This window comes from Mucilaginibacter terrae, assembly GCF_031951985.1.
Taxonomy (GTDB): Bacteria; Bacteroidota; Bacteroidia; order Sphingobacteriales; family Sphingobacteriaceae; genus Mucilaginibacter; species Mucilaginibacter terrae_A.
Genome location: NZ_JAVLVU010000001.1, coordinates 3,442,829 through 3,459,518, shown reverse-complemented (window position 1 = coordinate 3,459,518; position 16,690 = coordinate 3,442,829). Strand labels below are relative to the sequence as shown.

Sequence of the window (16,690 nt, the reverse complement as noted above, 5' to 3'; positions counted from 1 at the left end):
TTAGTCAATGTTGACATGTATAGTCTATTACTAAAACAAAAGTTAGCATTTTTCAAAATTACTCCTTTCATTTGCTAAAATTTTTATCAGATGGAAGTTGTTGTTTTGGTAATAGGAATAGTTGTTTTGATAATTGGAACAGGCTTTTTTATAAAGAGCCGCACAAGTGCCCCTAAATTTAGCCAAGCAGAATTCATTCAACTTAAAACCGAAAATGAGCAGCTCAAAATAAAACTCAGCGTAGCAGAAGAACGCATTAACAGCGCCTTTGCCGAAAAGGAAAGCATAACCCTATTGCTAAAAGAAGACATACAAAAACTTAACCAGCATTTACAAACCGAACGCTTAGCCCTGGCACAGGCTAACCAGGCTTTAGAAAGCAGCCGCTCATACTACCAGGCCCAGCAGGAAAAACTCCGGGAGCAAAAAGCCGAAATTGAGCAAACCCGCACGCATTTTCAGCGCGAGTTTGAAAACGTGGCCGAAAAGCTGTTGAAAGAAAAATCGCGGGAGTTTACCGATGTGAACAAAGTTCAGTTAGATCATATCATCAACCCGTTAAAAGAAAACATTAAAGCTTTTGAAGACAAGGTTGAAAAGGTATACAACATGGAGGCGGCCGACCGCAATGCACTTAAAGGTGTGGTTTCGCAATTGATGGAACTTAATAAACAAATTAGCAGCGAAGCCCAGAATTTGACCAAAGCCCTTAAAGGCGATAATAAAAAACAAGGTAACTGGGGAGAGTTTATCCTCGAAAAAGTACTGGAACGCTCGGGTTTGATTAAAGACCGCGAGTACAGGCTGCAAGCTGCACATCAATCGCAGGACGGCACGCGCTACATGCCCGATGCCATTATTGATCTGCCCGATGATAAGCACCTTATTATCGATTCCAAAGTATCGCTTGTGGCCTATGATAAGTTGGTGAATGCCGAAACCGAAGAAGAACGCAAGCTTTTTGCCAAGGCTCATGTAGAATCGATACGGAACCATGTACACGGCTTATCGGCCAAAAACTATCATGATTTGCAAAAGGTAAACTCGCCCGATTTTGTGCTGTTGTTTGTGCCCATCGAATCGTCGTTTAGTTTTGCAGTGCAGCTGGATGCCGATCTGTTTAACGATGCCTGGGACAAGCGCGTAGTGATCGTTAGCCCATCGACGCTGCTGGCCACCCTGCGCACCATTGCCAGTATGTGGAAACAAGAACGCCAAAACCGCAACGTAATGGAAATTGCCCGCCTGAGCGGCGAGATGTACGACAAGTTTGTAGGCTTTTTAACCGATATGGACAGCATTGGCCGCAACATTAAACAAAGCCAGGATGCCTATGATAAAGCCCTGAACAAGCTAAGTGACGGCCGCGGCAACCTCACCATCACAGCCGAGAAAATCAAAAAGTTGGGAGCCAAAGCCAATAAGCAAATTGATGGTAAATTCACATCGTTGTTAGATGATGAGGTGGAGCCGTAGGTTATTTGATCAGGCTCATGCGTTTGGCTTTTTCAATGGCCTGGGTGCGCCGTTTAACCTCCAACTTTTCGAACAAACGGGCCGAGTGAGTTTTAATGGTATTAAGCGATACGAAGAGGCGTTCGGCAATTTCCTGGTTGCTTAGGCCTTCGGCCATGAGTTGTAAAACTTCCAGTTCGCGGCGGCTCATGTTGAGTTGGGTGAGGGCGGCCTCGTTAAAAGTGAAGTCGGTGTTGTTAACGTATACCGGTTTTTCAACCACTACAGTGTTTTGTTTGGGGCGTGCCAATTTTAAGGCCAGCCATATACCTAACCCGGTAAAAATAACGGCTATGATGCCCGCATAAATTTCGAATGAGTGCTGGATGATGATGAGTTTTAACTCGAGCCATTTCAATACAAACAGCATAATGGCCATGAGCAGGCCATAAAAAATATTTTGCTTATGTCTGTTATAAAAACCGGCAACCATCAATGGAGTTGTATTTAGCGTTATTCGAAATTAAAAAAGAAAAATGAAAAGGCTGATATTGCAGCCTTTATATTTGTTATGATGTCAGTGCCAGCTACCAATCACCGCAAAATTATCCATATTGATATGGATGCATTTTATGCGTCGGTAGAGCAGCGCGACGACCCCGAATTGCGCGGTAAGCCTATTGTGGTAGGTGGCCTGCCCGAAGGGCGGGGCGGTGTGGTGGCCACCGCCAGTTATGAGGCGCGTAAGTTTGGTGTGCGCTCCGCTATGCCATCAAAAAAAGCACAGCAGCTTTGTCCGCAGGCTATATTTGTGAGGCCACGGTTTGCGGTGTATAAAGATGTATCGAGGCATATTCGCGAAATATTTTCGCGTTACACCGACCTCATCGAGCCATTATCATTAGATGAAGCTTTTTTAGATGTTACCGAAGATAAACTCGGCATAGGATCGGCCATTGAGGTGGCTACGCAAATTAAGCAGGCTATTTTTGATGAGTTGCAGCTCACGGCTTCGGCAGGGGTATCGGTGAATAAATTTGTAGCCAAAATTGCATCTGATATTAATAAACCTAACGGCTTAAAGTTCATCGGTCCATCATCTATTGAGGCGTTTATGGAGCAATTACCTGTGGAGAAGTTTTTTGGTGTAGGCAAAGTAACCGCACAAAAAATGAAGAGCATGAGTTTGCATACAGGAGCCGACCTCAAACGATTGGAAGAAGACGAACTGGTAAAGCACTTTGGCAAATCGGGCAGGTTTTATTACCGCATTGTGCGTGGCATTGACGAGCGCCCGGTACAACCCCACCGCGAAACCAAATCAATGGGAGCCGAAGATACTTTTGCCCACGATCTTACTACCTTTGATGAAATGTCTGTCGAGTTAGACAAAATAGCCCAAACCGTAGCCACCCGCCTCGAACGTTATGCGCTTAAAGGTCGCACCATCACCCTCAAAGTAAAATACAGCAACTTTAAGCAAATTACCCGCAACCAATCATTCTCCGCTCCCGTTGGCGGTGTTGGTATACTTGCGCAAACAGCCAAACAACTTTTATCAGCAACTAATTTAGATGAAGTGCGTGTACGGTTGTTGGGCATATCAGTATCCAACTTCGGCGAATTATCTCCCAAAAACAACGGACCAACCGAACAGTTAAAGCTGTTTTAATTAGTTGAGTAACAAAAGCCCGTTGCGGCGCGTCTATCAGGCACTAAACTTTTCACAGGTGGTAATGTTATCACCCACAATGTTCAACATGAAAGTATCTGCTATATTAGTTACCCTTCTCATTACCTTTTCAATCAATAACAAAGTGTTCTCCCAAGCCCGTAATTCAATAGGCGTAGGTGCAGGCCTTAACCTGCCTATAAATAATGATTATAAAGTTGGCCGCGACAGGGTTATACAAGCAAATATTTTTGCACGAAATAAATTTGCGCTCATGCCTACATTAGGCATCGAAGATATTAAAGGCAAACTGCGGTCTGATTATAGTGTTGGCTTTTTGAACCTGGCTGCTAAATACTATGCCACCCAAAGGATTTTTGTATTTGCCGGACCATCATGCTACGTAGGCGGAAATGATGGCGGAGTGATTGGCTTAGGAGGTACCGCGGGAGCAGGATATGATTGGGCTTTTGATAAGTACAGCAGCCTGGAATTTTCGTTACGAACGGATCTACTGCCGTCTTATTTCAATATATCTCCTTTAGCCGGTTTGCGCGTTGCTTATAAATTTAATTTTAGTAAAAAGCAGGGTAAATACCGGGTGCCCGAGGAAGATGATATGTTAAATTAAGCCTTTACACATCCCATTCCACCGTACGTAAAGCAGCTACAACCCCGTTAATACAATTGTTCACATTCACCATACTCTTAACCGGGAAGGGTGTAACTGCAATGTGTTCCACCATATCAACTCCTGACAGGTTGATGGCCTCACGAGCAAATTTTTCAATTACTTTGAGGGAGATGATGATCAACCGCGGTTGCATTTCGGCTATGCGATGGGCCAACGATTCAACGCCTTGCTGGCGGGCTTTGCGCTGTTCGGCCGGAGGCATGTGTTTAATGGGCTCGTTGGTTAGGCTGTCAAAATAACATCCCATCTCCTTAAAAAACTCCAGAAACTCATCATCGGTTTTAAACTCGCCAAATACCTGCGAGTAAGCCGTTTTTACAGCCCGGTAAATGTTAGAATTTTTGAGGTAGAAGTAGCGTTCGTTCACCGGCATGCCATCGGCAATAAAAAGAACCTCTGTCTTATTTGGCTTATATTGTTGTTTAAGGACTAAAAATTGAGCTAATTCCATTGTGCAATAAACAAAAATACTCGTTTTTAGATTTCACAAAACCAACTATATTAAACAGCGTATCTCATAGATAAAAACTATACACTATCGATTATTAGAATACCATTAAAACCTAATTAGCGTTATATTTGTAAAAATTATAACAAAACATTCATTATGATAACAGTTGGCGAAAAATTCCCGTCGTTTAATAAAAAAGCAGTAGTTAGCATCGAAAAAGGTAAAGAGTTTGAAGACATCACTTCAGATTACCTGGTTAACGATGATAACGTTTGGACCGTAATGTTTTGGTGGCCAAAAGATTTCACTTTTGTTTGTCCTACCGAAATTGCTGAATTTAACAAAGCTTACGGTGAGTTCCGCGACCGTGATTCTCGCCTAATTGGTGCTTCTACCGATTCTGAGTTTGTTCACGCTGCCTGGAGAAGAGACCACGAAGATTTGCGTGACCTTAAATTCCCTATGCTGGCGGATACTTCAAAATCATTAGCAGAAGACCTGGGTATTTTAGAGCCTACCGAAAAAATTGCTTACCGCGCTACCTTCATAGTTGACCCTACCGGCGTTGTACGTTGGGTATGTGTTAACGACCTGAGCGTTGGCCGTAACGTTAAAGAAGTACTACGCGTGCTTGACGGTTTACAAACCGATGAGCTTTGCCCTTGCAACTGGGAAAAAGGCCAGGAAACTTTAACTGCATAAGTTTAAAATAAGATCGCGTCATTGCGAGGTACGAAGCAATCCCTGCGTTGCTTGGCATACGTCACTGTATAGTTCAGAGATTGCTTCGTACCTCGCAATGACGCTTTTTTTATGCCTATACTTTGGGCGTTACCCGCCTGAGGCGGGTCGGGCTATCCGCTGCAAGTCCTCTTTTTGCTATCGTTGCACTCCGGGCTTTAAGCTACTATCCCTAACGCAAACTGCATGATGGTTGGTGACAACACTAACCATAGGCTACGAACGCAAACTGCAATGCTCCCAACCCTGTCATGCTGAACTTGTTTCAGCACCCCACATGCAAGGCTGATTAGCAAGACTTTTACCTATCAGTGAGGTGCCGAAATAAATTCGGCATGACTGAAAATGATAACAATAAATACAAACAAATACCATGAGCGAAAGCACCGAAGTTATACAAGAATTACTGCAAAGCGTTGCAGTTGATAAAGACTACCGTACCGAGAGTTTGACCCTGCTGGAAAAAGGCGAATCGCGCTACCTGCGCGATTTAAAGTTAAATTTAACCAGCACCCTTACCTCTGAGCACCTGAGCACTAAAGAATGTGCCCTGATTGCCCTGAGCACCGCCATTAACAACAACAACAAGCCGCTTACCATTTACTTTACCAAGTATGCCGAAGAGCAGGGTGCTACCGCTGCCGAAACCGGCGAAGCGGCGGGTTGTGCATCGTTACTGGCATCAAATAATATTTTTTACCGTTTTCGTCACTTCACGCAAAAAGAAAAGTACACGCAAATACCGGCACGCATACGCATGCAGTTGATGATGAAGCCGGTGACCGGTAAAGAATTTTTTGAGCTGATGAGCTTAGCTATTTCGGCCGTTAACGGTTGCGAAATGTGTGTGAACGCGCACGAAGACTCACTGATTAAATTAGGTACCACCGAAGAGCGTATTTTTGATGCGGTACGCATCTCCTCTTTAGTTACCTCGGCAGGTAAGATCATTTTCTAACAAAAATGTTACAAGCTATAAAAGGGGAGGTTTACACAGTAAAACCTCCCCTTTTTCATTTAAACCTAATATGTTGTTTGTAATTAATTAAAAGTAAAGCTATATTTATAACCAAGATTAAACATCCTTTGAGCGACGCTATTGGCTTCAACACAATCAGCATAGCTTAAGGGGTAACAAACAACAATTAATTGTTTTTTAAAACCGTTCTGCATGACTCCAGAACGGTTTTTTTGTTTTAGTGCGCGTCGGTAGCCGCTTTCAAATTCTTTTTAAACGGCTGCAGGTACAGTAACGGTATCGAGAACAGCATTACCAGTCCGGTTAACCAATAAGCATCATCATAAGTTAATAACATAGCTTGCTTAGTAATGGTACCTTCCATAGCGGCATAAGCCATTTTGGTGGCATCCATCAAACTTTTTCCATGTGCCATAAAATTATGTATTGTACCCTGTAACCGCTCGTTAAACGCCGGATTATATTGGTTAATGTTAACCAGCAGGTTGTTCCGGTGTCCTTGCTGGCGTATATGTATAATAGTAGTTAAGGCGGCAATACCAAACGAACCGCCCAATTGGCGCATCATGTTATTTAAACCTGCGCCCTGCCCAATTTCGGCACCTTTAAGGTCGGATATAGCAAGCGTGGTTAACGGCACGAACAATAGCGCCATACCCACACCTCGAATTGCCAGCGGTAAGAAGAAATCATTCCGCCCTGTTGCCAAGGTTGAGTTGCTGAGCATGTGCGTGAACACAAAGAACAGGAACATACCCACCGTAGCCATAAATTGCGCCGGTACACCCTTGTTAAGCATTTTACCCACAAAAGGCATCATCACAATGGTAAACAAACCACCGGGGAATAACAGCTCACCCGTTTGTTGTGCCGAGAAGCCTAACAGTGCCTGACAAAATATAGGGAACACGAACACCGAGCCATACAAGCCAAAACCTAATATGAACGAGGTAAACATACCAATCGAAAAACTCCGGTGCCGCATGATGCTAAAGTTCACAATAGGGTGATCGGTGCTCAACTCGCGCCATATAAACAGTAGTATACCAATAATAGAGGTAGCTGTTAAAGCAGTAATGTAAGGCGTAGCAAACCAGTCTTCCGACTCTCCTTTTTCAAGGATGGTTTGTAAGCTGCCCACCGCAATAGCCAGCAAGGCAATGCCCCACCAGTCAATAGGCTTATCGCGCCCGGTTTTGGGTGTTTCGCGCACATACATAATGGTAAATATGGCTGCAAGTATACCTACCGGAATGTTTACGTAAAATATCCATGGCCATGAGTAATGATCGGTTATATAACCGCCAATGGTGGGGCCTACTGTAGGGCCTACTACCGCACCTAAACCAAACAGGGCTGTTGCGGTACCCACCTGCTCGCGCGGCCAGGTTTCTAACAAAATTGCCTGCGAGGTTGATATTAACCCCCCCCCGGCCATACCCTGTAATATACGGAACAGGATGAGCTCAGTTAAGCTGGTTGCATTACCACATAAAAATGAGGCAATGGTAAATATTACAATAGAGGCTAAAAAGTAATTCTTCCGCCCGAAAAAACTACCCAGCCAACCCGACATAGGCAGAATAATTACGTTGGCTACGGCGTAGCCCGTGGTAATCCAGGCCACGTCTTCTAACGTGGCACCCAGGTTACCTTGTATGGTTGGCAAGGATACGTTTACAATAGTGGTATCGATCAACTCCAGTAACGAAGCCGTAATTACCGTAATGGTAATGATCCACTTTTTAAATCCTACTTCGGCCATTTTATTTAGTCTTTAATAGAAACCGATACGTTTACGCTCATGCCAGCGCGCAGCTTGTCTAAAGTTTCTTTGTTAGCATTTATCTTAATTTTTACTGGTACGCGTTGAACCACTTTTACAAAGTTACCGGTAGCATTATCAGGAGGTAATAAAGAGAAGCGGGCACCAGTAGCAGGCGAAAAGTTGTAAACCGAACCTTCAATTTCCAGATCGGGGAAGGCATCAACCTCAATTTTTACTTTTTGGCCGTTGCGTAAGTGTTCTAACTGGGTTTCTTTAAAGTTGGCAGTAACGTATAAGCTATTATCGTTTACAACCGAAAACAGGGTTTGACCGGCCTGTACCAGCTGACCTAACTGTACACTCTTTTTAGAAGTAACGCCGCTTGCAGGGGCTTTAATGGTAGTATAAGTTAATTGCAGTTTGGCAAAGTCAACATCGGCCTGGCGGGCATTAACACCGGTATTGGTAACTTTTAATTGTTTACGGGTAGTGTTAACCTGTTCCTGCGCTGCTTTGTACTGGTCTTGCGCAGCTTTATAGTTGGCACGGGCTACAGCCAGATCAGATTTTGCCTGGTCAAATTGCTGCTGGGTAATGGAGCCGTCTTTTACCAGATTAGCATAGCGTGCATAATCTTTCTGCATTTTTTCCAGTTTGGCAGCAGCCGAAGTAACTTCGGCTTTAGCGCTGGCAGAGTTTGCTTGTGTAGTGAATATTTGAGACTGACCAACGCCAACGTTAGCGCCAGCACCTTGTTGTGCGGCCTGGGCCTGCTCTAATTTTACTTTGTAGTCACGGTCGTCAATTTTAACCAGTTCCTGGCCTTTGGTTACGTGCTGGTTATCTTCAAAAAATATGCTATCAACATAACCGCCAACGCGGGCCACTACCGGGCTAATGTCGGCATCTATTTGTGCATCATCGGTGTCTTCGTGTTTGGTTGAGTAGATGTATTCTTTTACACCGAATATTAAGCCACCAATTACCACGATAGCCAATATGATAGGAATAACCCGGTTAGGTTTCTTTTTCTCTTCCTGTTGTATTTCTTGTTCTTGTGCCATTTTATTTATTGCGTTGTAGGGTATTATTATTTAGTGAGTTTTCCGGTTGCTTTCAGTAAGTTGTAGTAGGCCAGTCCGGCATCGGCTTTAGCCAATTCCAAACTGATCTGTGCCTGGTAGAGTAGGGTCTCGGCATCGGCACGGTCTGTAGCTGATGCGGTGCTATTGGCATATTTAGAGGTTAATATGCGGTTGTTCTCATTAGCCTGGGCTATTGAGGTTTCGAGCAACTTGATCTTATCAATTGCTCTTACATAGTTTTGGTAGCTTTGGTTAACCTCGTTTTTAATATTATCGGTAATTATGCCTTTGTTAATAACCGTTTCTTCACGCTGAATGCGGGCCTCGTTCACCTTGTTCTTGTTGGTCCATAACGAGCCGAAGTTCCATGATAAAGCTAAACCTGCAGTAAGGGGCGTAATATATCTGCCACTGTTTGGCAGTGGGTTGGCCGAAGCATTTACATAATACAAACCGGCAGTGGCGGCCAATGTAGGCAGCTTTTCGGCCTGAATGTTTTTAATGTTCACGTCGGCATACTTGGTGCGCAGGTCTTGTTGTCTTAACTCCTCCCTAATAGCCAAGGCGCTGTCGCGGTAGCTGGCAAGCGGGGCCACATTGCGTTGCGCATCCGGAATCTGGTTGATCTTTAACTGTGTTTCTTCGGGCAATCCCAGTAAAATGTTCAGGTTGTAGTTGATTACCTTACGGTTGTTTTCCAGGTCGATGCCGTTTAGCTCAATGTTTGAACGTTGCAATTGAAAACGCAACACATCGTTTTTAGTAACCAAACCTTGCTCAAAAAAACGTTGCGCCTGGTGAATTTGCTGGTCAACCGCCTTTAGGCTTTGCTCAACCACGCTTTTACTTTGCACTACACGATAAAGATCATAGTAGGCGTTTACAATGTTGTATGCAATTTGCTCGCGGTCTTTCTCCACATCCAGCTTGGCTACATTTACCAGCAGGTCGGTTGATTCTTTGGCATAACGATAACGGCCGCCACCGTAAATAACCTCCTCAACCGATACGATACCTAAGTTGGCATTGGCGCTTTTAGGCAGGCTTAATGATTCTTCGCCCAGGTTTAGCGTATTGGCCGGAATTTGCGCCCGGCTATACATAAAGCTGGCCGAACCGGTTGGCAGGGCCTTGTCTTTAGCCTGGTTGTACTGCGATACGGCCTGGTCAATTTTAGTTTGCGACAGTTTTAATGTTTTGCTGTTTTCGAGTCCCAATTTAATGGCCTCTTCCAGCGTTAGGGTACGCTCCTGGGCATATGCTGTACTGCCAAACAGCATGCCTGTTAATGCAGCCATAACTCCCAAACGTACCAGTTTGGGCAGCCGCTTTAAGGCGTAAGTGATAGTGGTTGTATTATTTAGCGTTGTCATTTTCTATGAGTAAATAAGCTTTTAATAGTTTTTTTAGGTAGTCTTTAATGCGGGGCTTTAGCTTCTCATCAATATGGGCAGGGTCTTGCGTATCATAACCCATCATTTGCGAGCTTACATGCGGGGCATTAATCAACTGGCTTTTTATGCCAAAAACGGTAGCCACCACCATTTCGGTATCAATGTCCGACTTAAACTCCCCGTGCTCAATACCCTCGTGAAGGATCTTACGCAGCTCCAACACGTTTTGCATAATCATGTCGTTTATCCTGTCGGCCAGTTCGCCGGTACGCCTAATGATCATTTCCTGGTGTATTACCTTTTGAAAACAATTATTGCTGTTAAAAACCCGGTTAATGTATGCATCAACATACTCCGTTATTTTTTGCCAGGCGCTAATGTTTTCATTTTTGCCTATGTTTTGTATTAGGCTGCGAAAGGCAGATGTACGGCGCTCAAAAAGCGCAACTAATAACCCTTCTTTAGATCCGAAGTAATAATTTAGCATGGCCATATTTACACCGGCTTCGCCCGAAATTAAGCGGGTGGATGAGCCGTCGAAACCATGTTCTGCAAATACCCTTTCGGCTACATCCAGTATGTGATCTCTTTTGTCTATTTTTTCTTTCTCCATTACTTTTTCGATGATGCAAAATTAATCAATCGTTTGATTAATTTATTCGATTATTGTAATGCTTTTGTAAAATGCTTGTAAAGCCTGTAATTAGTTATGCTGAAGGAATTAGGATTTAAGAATGTTAATAGAAATTTTTCTAATTTGTTTTAATAAGTAATTAGAAGAACGCTTTTTACATGATTGAAATACCACATGGGCTTCATTATATATAATACTGGTATCAACACTATATTATGGTTGCAGCAGTGTTTCTCGCAGAAACACTGCGCCGGGTTTCAATTTTGCATTGTCATTAGCACTGCAGGGTCCTCTTTGAGAGACCCTGCTCGGACAAAAAACATTACACTCGTTGTAGCAGGGTCTCTCGCAGAGGGCCCTGCGCCGCGTTCAATATTACTTTGTCATAGCACTACAGGACCCTCTTTGAGAGACCCTGCTTGAACAAAAAACATTACACTCGTTGTAGCAGGGTCTCTCGTAGAGGACCCTGCGCCGCGTTCAATATTACTTTGTTATTAGCACTACAGAGGTATCTATGAGAGACACGGCTTGGACAAATTGAGAAGAATGGGTTTGTAAGATTTCCCTTTCAAGAGGGGTGGAGGGGTACGTCTTTTTTAGAAAAGTATAGTTGGCTAATTACATATTCCTGTCCGCTCAACTTAACCCGCCCCGTCTCAAGAGTGGAGAATAAAAATGCTAAACTTGCGCTCATTTTTTAACGAACAAGGATTGTAAAACAAGCGCATACATCAACGCAACATCACAATGTCAAAAGGCGCATAAAAATTAATATCTGTTTATCTAATATTTGTACTTTCAGCAGCGGTATCCTCAGCCATAAATTTTATGAAGATTTTTAAATCACTTTCAATTGCTCTACTCATAACAACCGGTGCATTAGCGCAAACGGCTCCACCGGCCAATTTATCTACCATAAGGCAGCAGTTTAAAAAGTTGAACGTATTGGGCAGCGTGCTTTACATAGCCGCCCACCCCGATGATGAGAATACCCGTTTGCTGGCCTACCTGGCGCAGGAAAAAGGCTACCGTACCGGCTACCTGGCGTTAACCCGTGGCGATGGTGGTCAGAATTTGATAGGTAACGAGCAGGCCGAACTGTTAGGTTTAATACGCACACAGGAGCTGTTAGCTGCCCGCCGTGCTGATGGTGCCGAGCAATTTTTTAGCCGCGCCAACGATTTTGGGTTTAGCAAAGGCCCTGATGAAACGCTGAAAATTTGGGACCGTGATAAGATCTTAGGCGATATGGTATGGGTGATACGCCAATTTAAACCCGATGTAATGATATGCCGTTTCCCTACTACCGGCGAGGGCGGGCATGGGCACCATACCTCATCGGCAATTATAACCCAAGAGGCTTTTACCGCCGCGGCCGATCCGAAGCGTTACCCCGAACAGTTGAAGTATGTACAGCCATGGCAGGCCAAACGCCTGCTGTGGAACACCTTTAATTTTGGAGGTAACAATACCATAAGCCCTGATCAATTTAAGGTAGATGTAGGCGTTTACAATCCTATACTGGGAAAAGGCTACGGCGAAATTGCAGCCGAAAGCCGTTCTAACCATAAATCGCAGGGTTTTGGTTCGGCAAGGCAACGCGGGCAATCATTCGAGTATTTTAAGACCATATTGGGCGAGGCTCCAAAAGAAGACCTGCTCGACGGTACCCTTACCACCTGGAAACGAGTAAAAGGCGGAGACGATATTGCCACCAATCTTTCTATCATCTCCAAAGCATTTGATGCCGATGCTCCCGAAAAATCAGTGCCCGAACTGGTAAAACTTCGTACCAAAATTGAAAAAGTAAGCGATGTATACTGGCGCACCCTCAAGCTTAAAGAACTGGATAACTTAATAGCCGCATGTGCCGGCCTATGGTTTGAAAGCTATGCCGCCGAAGCCAGTTATGCCCTGGGTGATAGCATTGCCATCCGCTCGCAGGTGCTAAACCGCTACAGTAATAAGGTCAAACTGCAAAGCATCAGCATACAAAAGCAAGCGCAAACTTTTGCAGGAACCGGGCAGGTTATACCCGCTAACGAGTTAAAAACTTATTCCATTAAAGCCCTTGCCGATAAGTTAACTCAGCCCTACTGGCTCAATGCGCCGCACGGCATAGGCGCTTATACCTTACCCAACGACGAGCTGGCAGGCAACCCCGAAAATCCCGATCTGTTAACTGTGAGCTATACTTTTGAGATAGAAGGCAAGCCCATTCATTACGACCGTAAATTAATATATAAATATGTTGATCCGGTGCGTGGTGAGCTGTACGAGCCAATTGAAATTGCCCCGCCGGTTACGGCAACCATTAGCAATAAGGTTTATGTGTACAGCACCAAACAGCCGCAAACTTTACAGGTAAAGCTTAAAAGTTTTATTAATGGTGGCGGAAGCATCAGCATTAAACCGGTGGTGGGTTGGCAGATCAGTCCGGCGAGCATAAGCTTTGCTGATAAGAAAAAGGGCGACGAGTGGACGGCTGACTTTACCATAACCCCTATTGCCAATGCACAAAACGGTACCGCCGAAGCAGTTGTTACGGTAAACGGCAAAAACTACAGTTTAGGCTTACAGCGTATTCAATACGAGCATATTCCTAATATATCGTTATTCCCGCCTGCACAGGCCAAGCTGGTAAACCTCGACCTGAAAATTGCCGGTAAAAAGATAGGTTACATAACCGGAGCTGGTGATTTTGTGGCCGATGCCCTGCGCCAGATAGGCTACGAGGTACACCTGCTCACCGAAAACGAGATCATGAACGGCGACTTATCTGTTTACGATGCCATTGTTACCGGTGTGCGAGCTTACAACGTTGACGAACGTTTGGCCTTTGAACAACCTAAGTTAATGGAGTATGTAAAAAATGGCGGTAATTTGGTGGTGCAATACAATAATCCGGCAGGCTTGGTAACACAGCAAATAGGCCCCTACGCTTTACTTCCGGGTAATGAGCGCGTTACCGATGAGTTTGCCAAAGTGACAATTACCAACCCGCAAAGCCCGCTGCTGAACTATCCCAACAAAATAACCCAAACCGATTTTGACGGTTGGGTACAAGAACGCGGCCTGTACTTTGTTAACGGCGTAGTGCAGGAGTATCAAACCATTTTTGAGATGAATGATGCAGGCGAATCACCTAAAAATGGTTCATTAATTTCGGCTAATTATGGCAAAGGCAGGTATGTATATACCTCGCTGGCGTTCTTCAGGCAGTTGCCTGCCGGGGTGCCGGGGGCTTACAGGTTGTTTGTGAATTTGTTGAGTAAACCAAAATAGAGGATCAAGAATATAGAATCAGGAGTCAAGTTTAAAGGTTCCTGATAGTAAAAGGAAGCCTGACTCTTATAAATGATATGAATAGATCTTAGCTCAACATACTTGTTTTTATTTAACCAGCAGGTTAGGGTAGTCAGATATGATTCCATCAACGCCCATGGCTTTAAGTGATGCTATTTCGTCGGCAGTGTTAACCGTCCAGGGCACAATTTTAATGCCTTTAGCGTGGCATTGCTGCACCATTTGGGGCGTAACCATTTTATAAGCCGGACTGTATATAAATGGTTTATATCCCAGCTCTGCCAAATGCTCGTCTAATATTCTTTTGTCATCAACCAAGAACGAGGTTTTTACTTGCGGATATTTTTTATTGAGCAACTGTATAGTTCGCTTATCAAACGACTGTATAATCACATAAGGTGTTATTTTTTTACGCTCGATGACCTCCATCAACAGCTTTACAAATTGCTCGGGCTCGGGGTTGTAAATATTATCTCCTTCGGGCTTGCTCTTGGTTTCGATGTTGTAAAAAACCTGCGGCTTGCCTTTGGCTTTGAGGTATTGCTGCACACTGTCAATTACGGCCTCGAGCAGTGGTATATATACCTTAATTTTCTTTTGTCCAGGGAACTTATTATAAGGCTTAATGCCCACATCAAACTTTGCAATATCGGCATAGTTCATTTTCAAAAGCGCGTATTGATGCGCTTCTTCTTTGCTCATCTCCTTGCCATCGGGTGTAAGGGTAAATAGCGGGTTAAAGGCATCATCGTGCGAAAGGATCACCTTTCCGTCGGCCGTAATATGGGTATCCATCTCCAATGTGGTTACACCTAAATCAATGGCGTGCAGCACAGCCGGAATGGTATTCTCGGGCATCAATCCCCTACCCCCGCGGTGGGCTTCGGTATCAAACATTGGGAATGCCGGGATTGCTTTTTGGGCGAAAGTATTTAGACTGATGAGTGAAATGATGGCTATTCCGGTAAGGTGCTTTTTCATATTTAGAACGGTTATTAAATGTCATTCCGACCCAAGGAGGAATCTTATACGCACGATTAGCTTACAAAGCGTATAAGATTTCCCGCTATCGCTCAAAATGACAAGGGGTATAATATGTAGGAAACTACGCTTCCATTTCGCGCTCGTACTTATCGCCAAAGCGGTCGGTGGCTACTACTTTTATCTTTTTGCCGCCTTTCATTTTGGCAACAAATAAGTGCTTGGTTTCGCGTGGCTCAGGAAAGGTGCGACCGGCAGGTAGTTTATCGCCTAAATACAAGCGGGTAGCTACAGGATCAAGCCCTGGCTCATTTTTCATAATGCCTTTGTATTGTCCGTCAATCCAGTACTCCACCTTCCATTGTGGGTCCCAGTTGTATACATTGGCTGAGGCTTTACCTTCCTCATCTATAAATATCGAAAGCTGATTGGTTTTATCAGTATCCATGCTTTTGTAGTACCATTTAAGGTTGTTGCCCTCAACGCTGTAAACGCCGTAGCCGCGCGGACAGCCGTCCTCGCAAACCGGACCGGTCCACCAGGCACCGCAAACGGTACCATGGTTGTGCTCATATATATTACCGTCGATGTTGTTTTCGTTATAATGCGTATGGCCCGACATGATATGCACGTTTTTGAACGGTCTCAGTAAACGGTAAAGGTCTTTATTATTTTTAACCTGGTTGTAAACCGGTATATGCAGGCAAATAATCAGCAGATCATCCTTCTTTACAAACTTCAGGTCTTTTTCGAGCCATGCCAGTTGCTCTTCGGTAATATAACCATCGTACTCGCGCTCGCGGCCAAGGTAGCGCACGTCATCTATCATTACATAATGCGCGCGGCCACGGTTAAACGAGTAATAAGTAGGGCCGTAATGGCTTTTAAAGGTACGGTCGGATGTTTCATCGCCGCCTTGGCGGTAGTCCATATCATGGTTGCCCAGGCCCTGAAAAAATGGCACACCTATTTGACCTATGGCCTTATCATAGTCGTTAAAAAACTCCAGGTTATCCCAGGCCAAATCGCCCACGCCAATACCGTGAACCAACTGCCCGGCCAGTGATTCTACCGTTTTACGCGTATCGGGTACTGATTGTGCCATCATTTGGGCAACGTCTTTTTTATTACGCACCTGCGGATCGGCCCATACGATAAAGGTATGCTTGCTGTCATCTTGCTTTAATGGCACAAGTTCAAAATTCAGTTCACTGCCCTCGCTTAAACGACGGTAATGACGGGTCAAAAACTTATCATGCGGAAACTCGTAGCCCGATGGTATACTGATGAAAACAAACTCGGCCTTAGCATCAGGGCTTAGCTGGTAGCTGCCATCGGCAGCGGTTGGTACGATGCTAAACCCATCTGATATAAGCACGTTAGCCAGGGGCTTCCCGTTAGCAGTTACTTTACCAGTAACGGCGGCACTGCGGTTAAAGCCAAAAGTATTTTTTAAACGAAGGGATAGCGCACCGGTAATTACCAGCGAGCGTTGTATAAATAGTCTGCGGTTCATTGTTAGTAGAA

General features: G+C 44.4%; 14 protein-coding genes. 6 read left to right on the top strand and 8 right to left on the bottom strand.

Translation table 11 applies throughout. The features are described from left to right. Window positions 1–90: 90 nt before the first annotated feature. Window positions 91–1,476: a DNA recombination protein RmuC gene (locus QE417_RS14595; RefSeq protein ID WP_311951201.1), complete on the top strand. Its 1,386-nt coding sequence runs from the start codon at window positions 91–93 to the stop codon at window positions 1,474–1,476. 1 nt (window position 1,477) lies between these two features. Here QE417_RS14595 and QE417_RS14590 read toward each other — a convergent pair whose 3' ends face one another. Then, window positions 1,478–1,894: a response regulator transcription factor gene (locus tag QE417_RS14590; protein ID WP_311951199.1), complete on the bottom strand. Its 417-nt coding sequence runs from the start codon at window positions 1,892–1,894 to the stop codon at window positions 1,478–1,480. A gap of 132 nt (window positions 1,895–2,026) precedes the next feature. Here QE417_RS14590 and dinB point away from each other — a divergent pair, with 132 nt between their 5' ends. Together dinB and QE417_RS14580 are read left to right on the top strand one after the other, a co-directional pair. Continuing rightward, the gene (gene dinB / locus QE417_RS14585) at window positions 2,027–3,127 is read left to right on the top strand and encodes a DNA polymerase IV (RefSeq protein WP_311951197.1); all 1,101 of its coding nucleotides are present in this window, start codon (window positions 2,027–2,029) and stop codon (window positions 3,125–3,127) included. Between the two features lie 88 nt (window positions 3,128–3,215). Further along, window positions 3,216–3,758 (top strand): hypothetical protein, encoded by a 543-nt coding sequence (locus tag QE417_RS14580; protein WP_311951195.1) that lies wholly within the window; start codon window positions 3,216–3,218, stop codon window positions 3,756–3,758. Between the two features lie 4 nt (window positions 3,759–3,762). Here QE417_RS14580 and QE417_RS14575 read toward each other — a convergent pair whose 3' ends face one another. Further along, complete coding sequence (locus QE417_RS14575; protein WP_311951193.1) at window positions 3,763–4,272, bottom strand: hypothetical protein; 510 nt, start codon at window positions 4,270–4,272, stop codon at window positions 3,763–3,765. A 156-nt stretch (window positions 4,273–4,428) separates the two neighbouring features. Here QE417_RS14575 and QE417_RS14570 point away from each other — a divergent pair, with 156 nt between their 5' ends. Together QE417_RS14570 and QE417_RS14565 are read left to right on the top strand one after the other, a co-directional pair. Continuing rightward, on the top strand, window positions 4,429–4,974 hold the full coding sequence (locus QE417_RS14570) for a peroxiredoxin (RefSeq protein WP_311951191.1): 546 nt from the start codon (window positions 4,429–4,431) through the stop codon (window positions 4,972–4,974). A 412-nt stretch (window positions 4,975–5,386) separates the two neighbouring features. Then, the gene (locus QE417_RS14565) at window positions 5,387–5,971 is read left to right on the top strand and encodes a carboxymuconolactone decarboxylase family protein (protein WP_311951189.1); all 585 of its coding nucleotides are present in this window, start codon (window positions 5,387–5,389) and stop codon (window positions 5,969–5,971) included. 238 nt (window positions 5,972–6,209) lie between these two features. Here the strand turns inward: QE417_RS14565 and QE417_RS14560 are convergent, their stop codons facing one another. Genes QE417_RS14560 through QE417_RS14545 form a run of 4 tightly spaced genes read right to left on the bottom strand, consistent with a single transcriptional unit; the run spans window position 6,210 to window position 10,852 of the window. Further along, window positions 6,210–7,757 carry a DHA2 family efflux MFS transporter permease subunit gene (locus QE417_RS14560; RefSeq protein ID WP_311951187.1) on the bottom strand — a complete coding sequence of 516 codons (1,548 nt, stop codon included), beginning with the start codon at window positions 7,755–7,757 and terminating at the stop codon, window positions 6,210–6,212. 5 nt (window positions 7,758–7,762) lie between these two features. Continuing rightward, complete coding sequence (locus QE417_RS14555; RefSeq protein ID WP_311951185.1) at window positions 7,763–8,824, bottom strand: HlyD family secretion protein; 1,062 nt, start codon at window positions 8,822–8,824, stop codon at window positions 7,763–7,765. A gap of 26 nt (window positions 8,825–8,850) precedes the next feature. Continuing rightward, window positions 8,851–10,218, bottom strand: a complete 1,368-nt coding sequence (locus tag QE417_RS14550) for a TolC family protein (protein ID WP_311951183.1) — start codon at window positions 10,216–10,218, stop codon at window positions 8,851–8,853. Next, window positions 10,202–10,852, bottom strand: coding sequence for a TetR/AcrR family transcriptional regulator (locus tag QE417_RS14545; protein ID WP_311951181.1), 651 nt, complete (start codon window positions 10,850–10,852; stop codon window positions 10,202–10,204). The genes QE417_RS14550 and QE417_RS14545 overlap by 17 nt, the downstream gene beginning before the upstream one ends. 852 nt (window positions 10,853–11,704) lie before the next feature. Here QE417_RS14545 and QE417_RS14540 point away from each other — a divergent pair. After that, a complete protein-coding gene (locus tag QE417_RS14540; protein WP_311951179.1) occupies window positions 11,705–14,161 on the top strand; it encodes a PIG-L family deacetylase in 2,457 nt (818 codons plus the stop codon). 108 nt (window positions 14,162–14,269) lie between these two features. Here the strand turns inward: QE417_RS14540 and QE417_RS14535 are convergent, their stop codons facing one another. Together QE417_RS14535 and QE417_RS14530 are read right to left on the bottom strand one after the other, a co-directional pair. Continuing rightward, entirely contained in the window at window positions 14,270–15,163 is an 894-nt protein-coding gene (locus QE417_RS14535; protein WP_311951177.1) for a glycerophosphodiester phosphodiesterase family protein, read from the bottom strand. A gap of 124 nt (window positions 15,164–15,287) precedes the next feature. Then, window positions 15,288–16,679 carry a calcineurin-like phosphoesterase family protein gene (locus QE417_RS14530; RefSeq protein WP_311951175.1) on the bottom strand — a complete coding sequence of 464 codons (1,392 nt, stop codon included), beginning with the start codon at window positions 16,677–16,679 and terminating at the stop codon, window positions 15,288–15,290. Between the last annotated feature and the right edge of the window lie 11 nt (window positions 16,680–16,690).

Excerpts from the sequence above, each read along its gene's own strand:
- QE417_RS14580 (WP_311951195.1), top strand. The coding sequence starts at position 3,216 with ATGAAAGTATCTGCTATATTAGTTACCCTTCTCATTACCTTTTCAATC.
- QE417_RS14575 (WP_311951193.1), bottom strand. The coding sequence starts at position 4,272 with ATGGAATTAGCTCAATTTTTAGTCCTTAAACAACAATATAAGCCAAAT.
- QE417_RS14545 (WP_311951181.1), bottom strand. The coding sequence starts at position 10,852 with ATGGAGAAAGAAAAAATAGACAAAAGAGATCACATACTGGATGTAGCC.
- dinB (WP_311951197.1), top strand. The coding sequence starts at position 2,027 with ATGATGTCAGTGCCAGCTACCAATCACCGCAAAATTATCCATATTGAT.
- QE417_RS14555 (WP_311951185.1), bottom strand. The coding sequence starts at position 8,824 with ATGGCACAAGAACAAGAAATACAACAGGAAGAGAAAAAGAAACCTAAC.
- QE417_RS14530 (WP_311951175.1), bottom strand. The coding sequence starts at position 16,679 with ATGAACCGCAGACTATTTATACAACGCTCGCTGGTAATTACCGGTGCG.
- QE417_RS14535 (WP_311951177.1), bottom strand. The coding sequence starts at position 15,163 with ATGAAAAAGCACCTTACCGGAATAGCCATCATTTCACTCATCAGTCTA.
- QE417_RS14590 (WP_311951199.1), bottom strand. The coding sequence starts at position 1,894 with ATGGCCATTATGCTGTTTGTATTGAAATGGCTCGAGTTAAAACTCATC.
- QE417_RS14595 (WP_311951201.1), top strand. The coding sequence starts at position 91 with ATGGAAGTTGTTGTTTTGGTAATAGGAATAGTTGTTTTGATAATTGGA.
- QE417_RS14540 (WP_311951179.1), top strand. The coding sequence starts at position 11,705 with ATGAAGATTTTTAAATCACTTTCAATTGCTCTACTCATAACAACCGGT.
- QE417_RS14550 (WP_311951183.1), bottom strand. The coding sequence starts at position 10,218 with ATGACAACGCTAAATAATACAACCACTATCACTTACGCCTTAAAGCGG.
- QE417_RS14565 (WP_311951189.1), top strand. The coding sequence starts at position 5,387 with ATGAGCGAAAGCACCGAAGTTATACAAGAATTACTGCAAAGCGTTGCA.
- QE417_RS14570 (WP_311951191.1), top strand. The coding sequence starts at position 4,429 with ATGATAACAGTTGGCGAAAAATTCCCGTCGTTTAATAAAAAAGCAGTA.
- QE417_RS14560 (WP_311951187.1), bottom strand. The coding sequence starts at position 7,757 with ATGGCCGAAGTAGGATTTAAAAAGTGGATCATTACCATTACGGTAATT.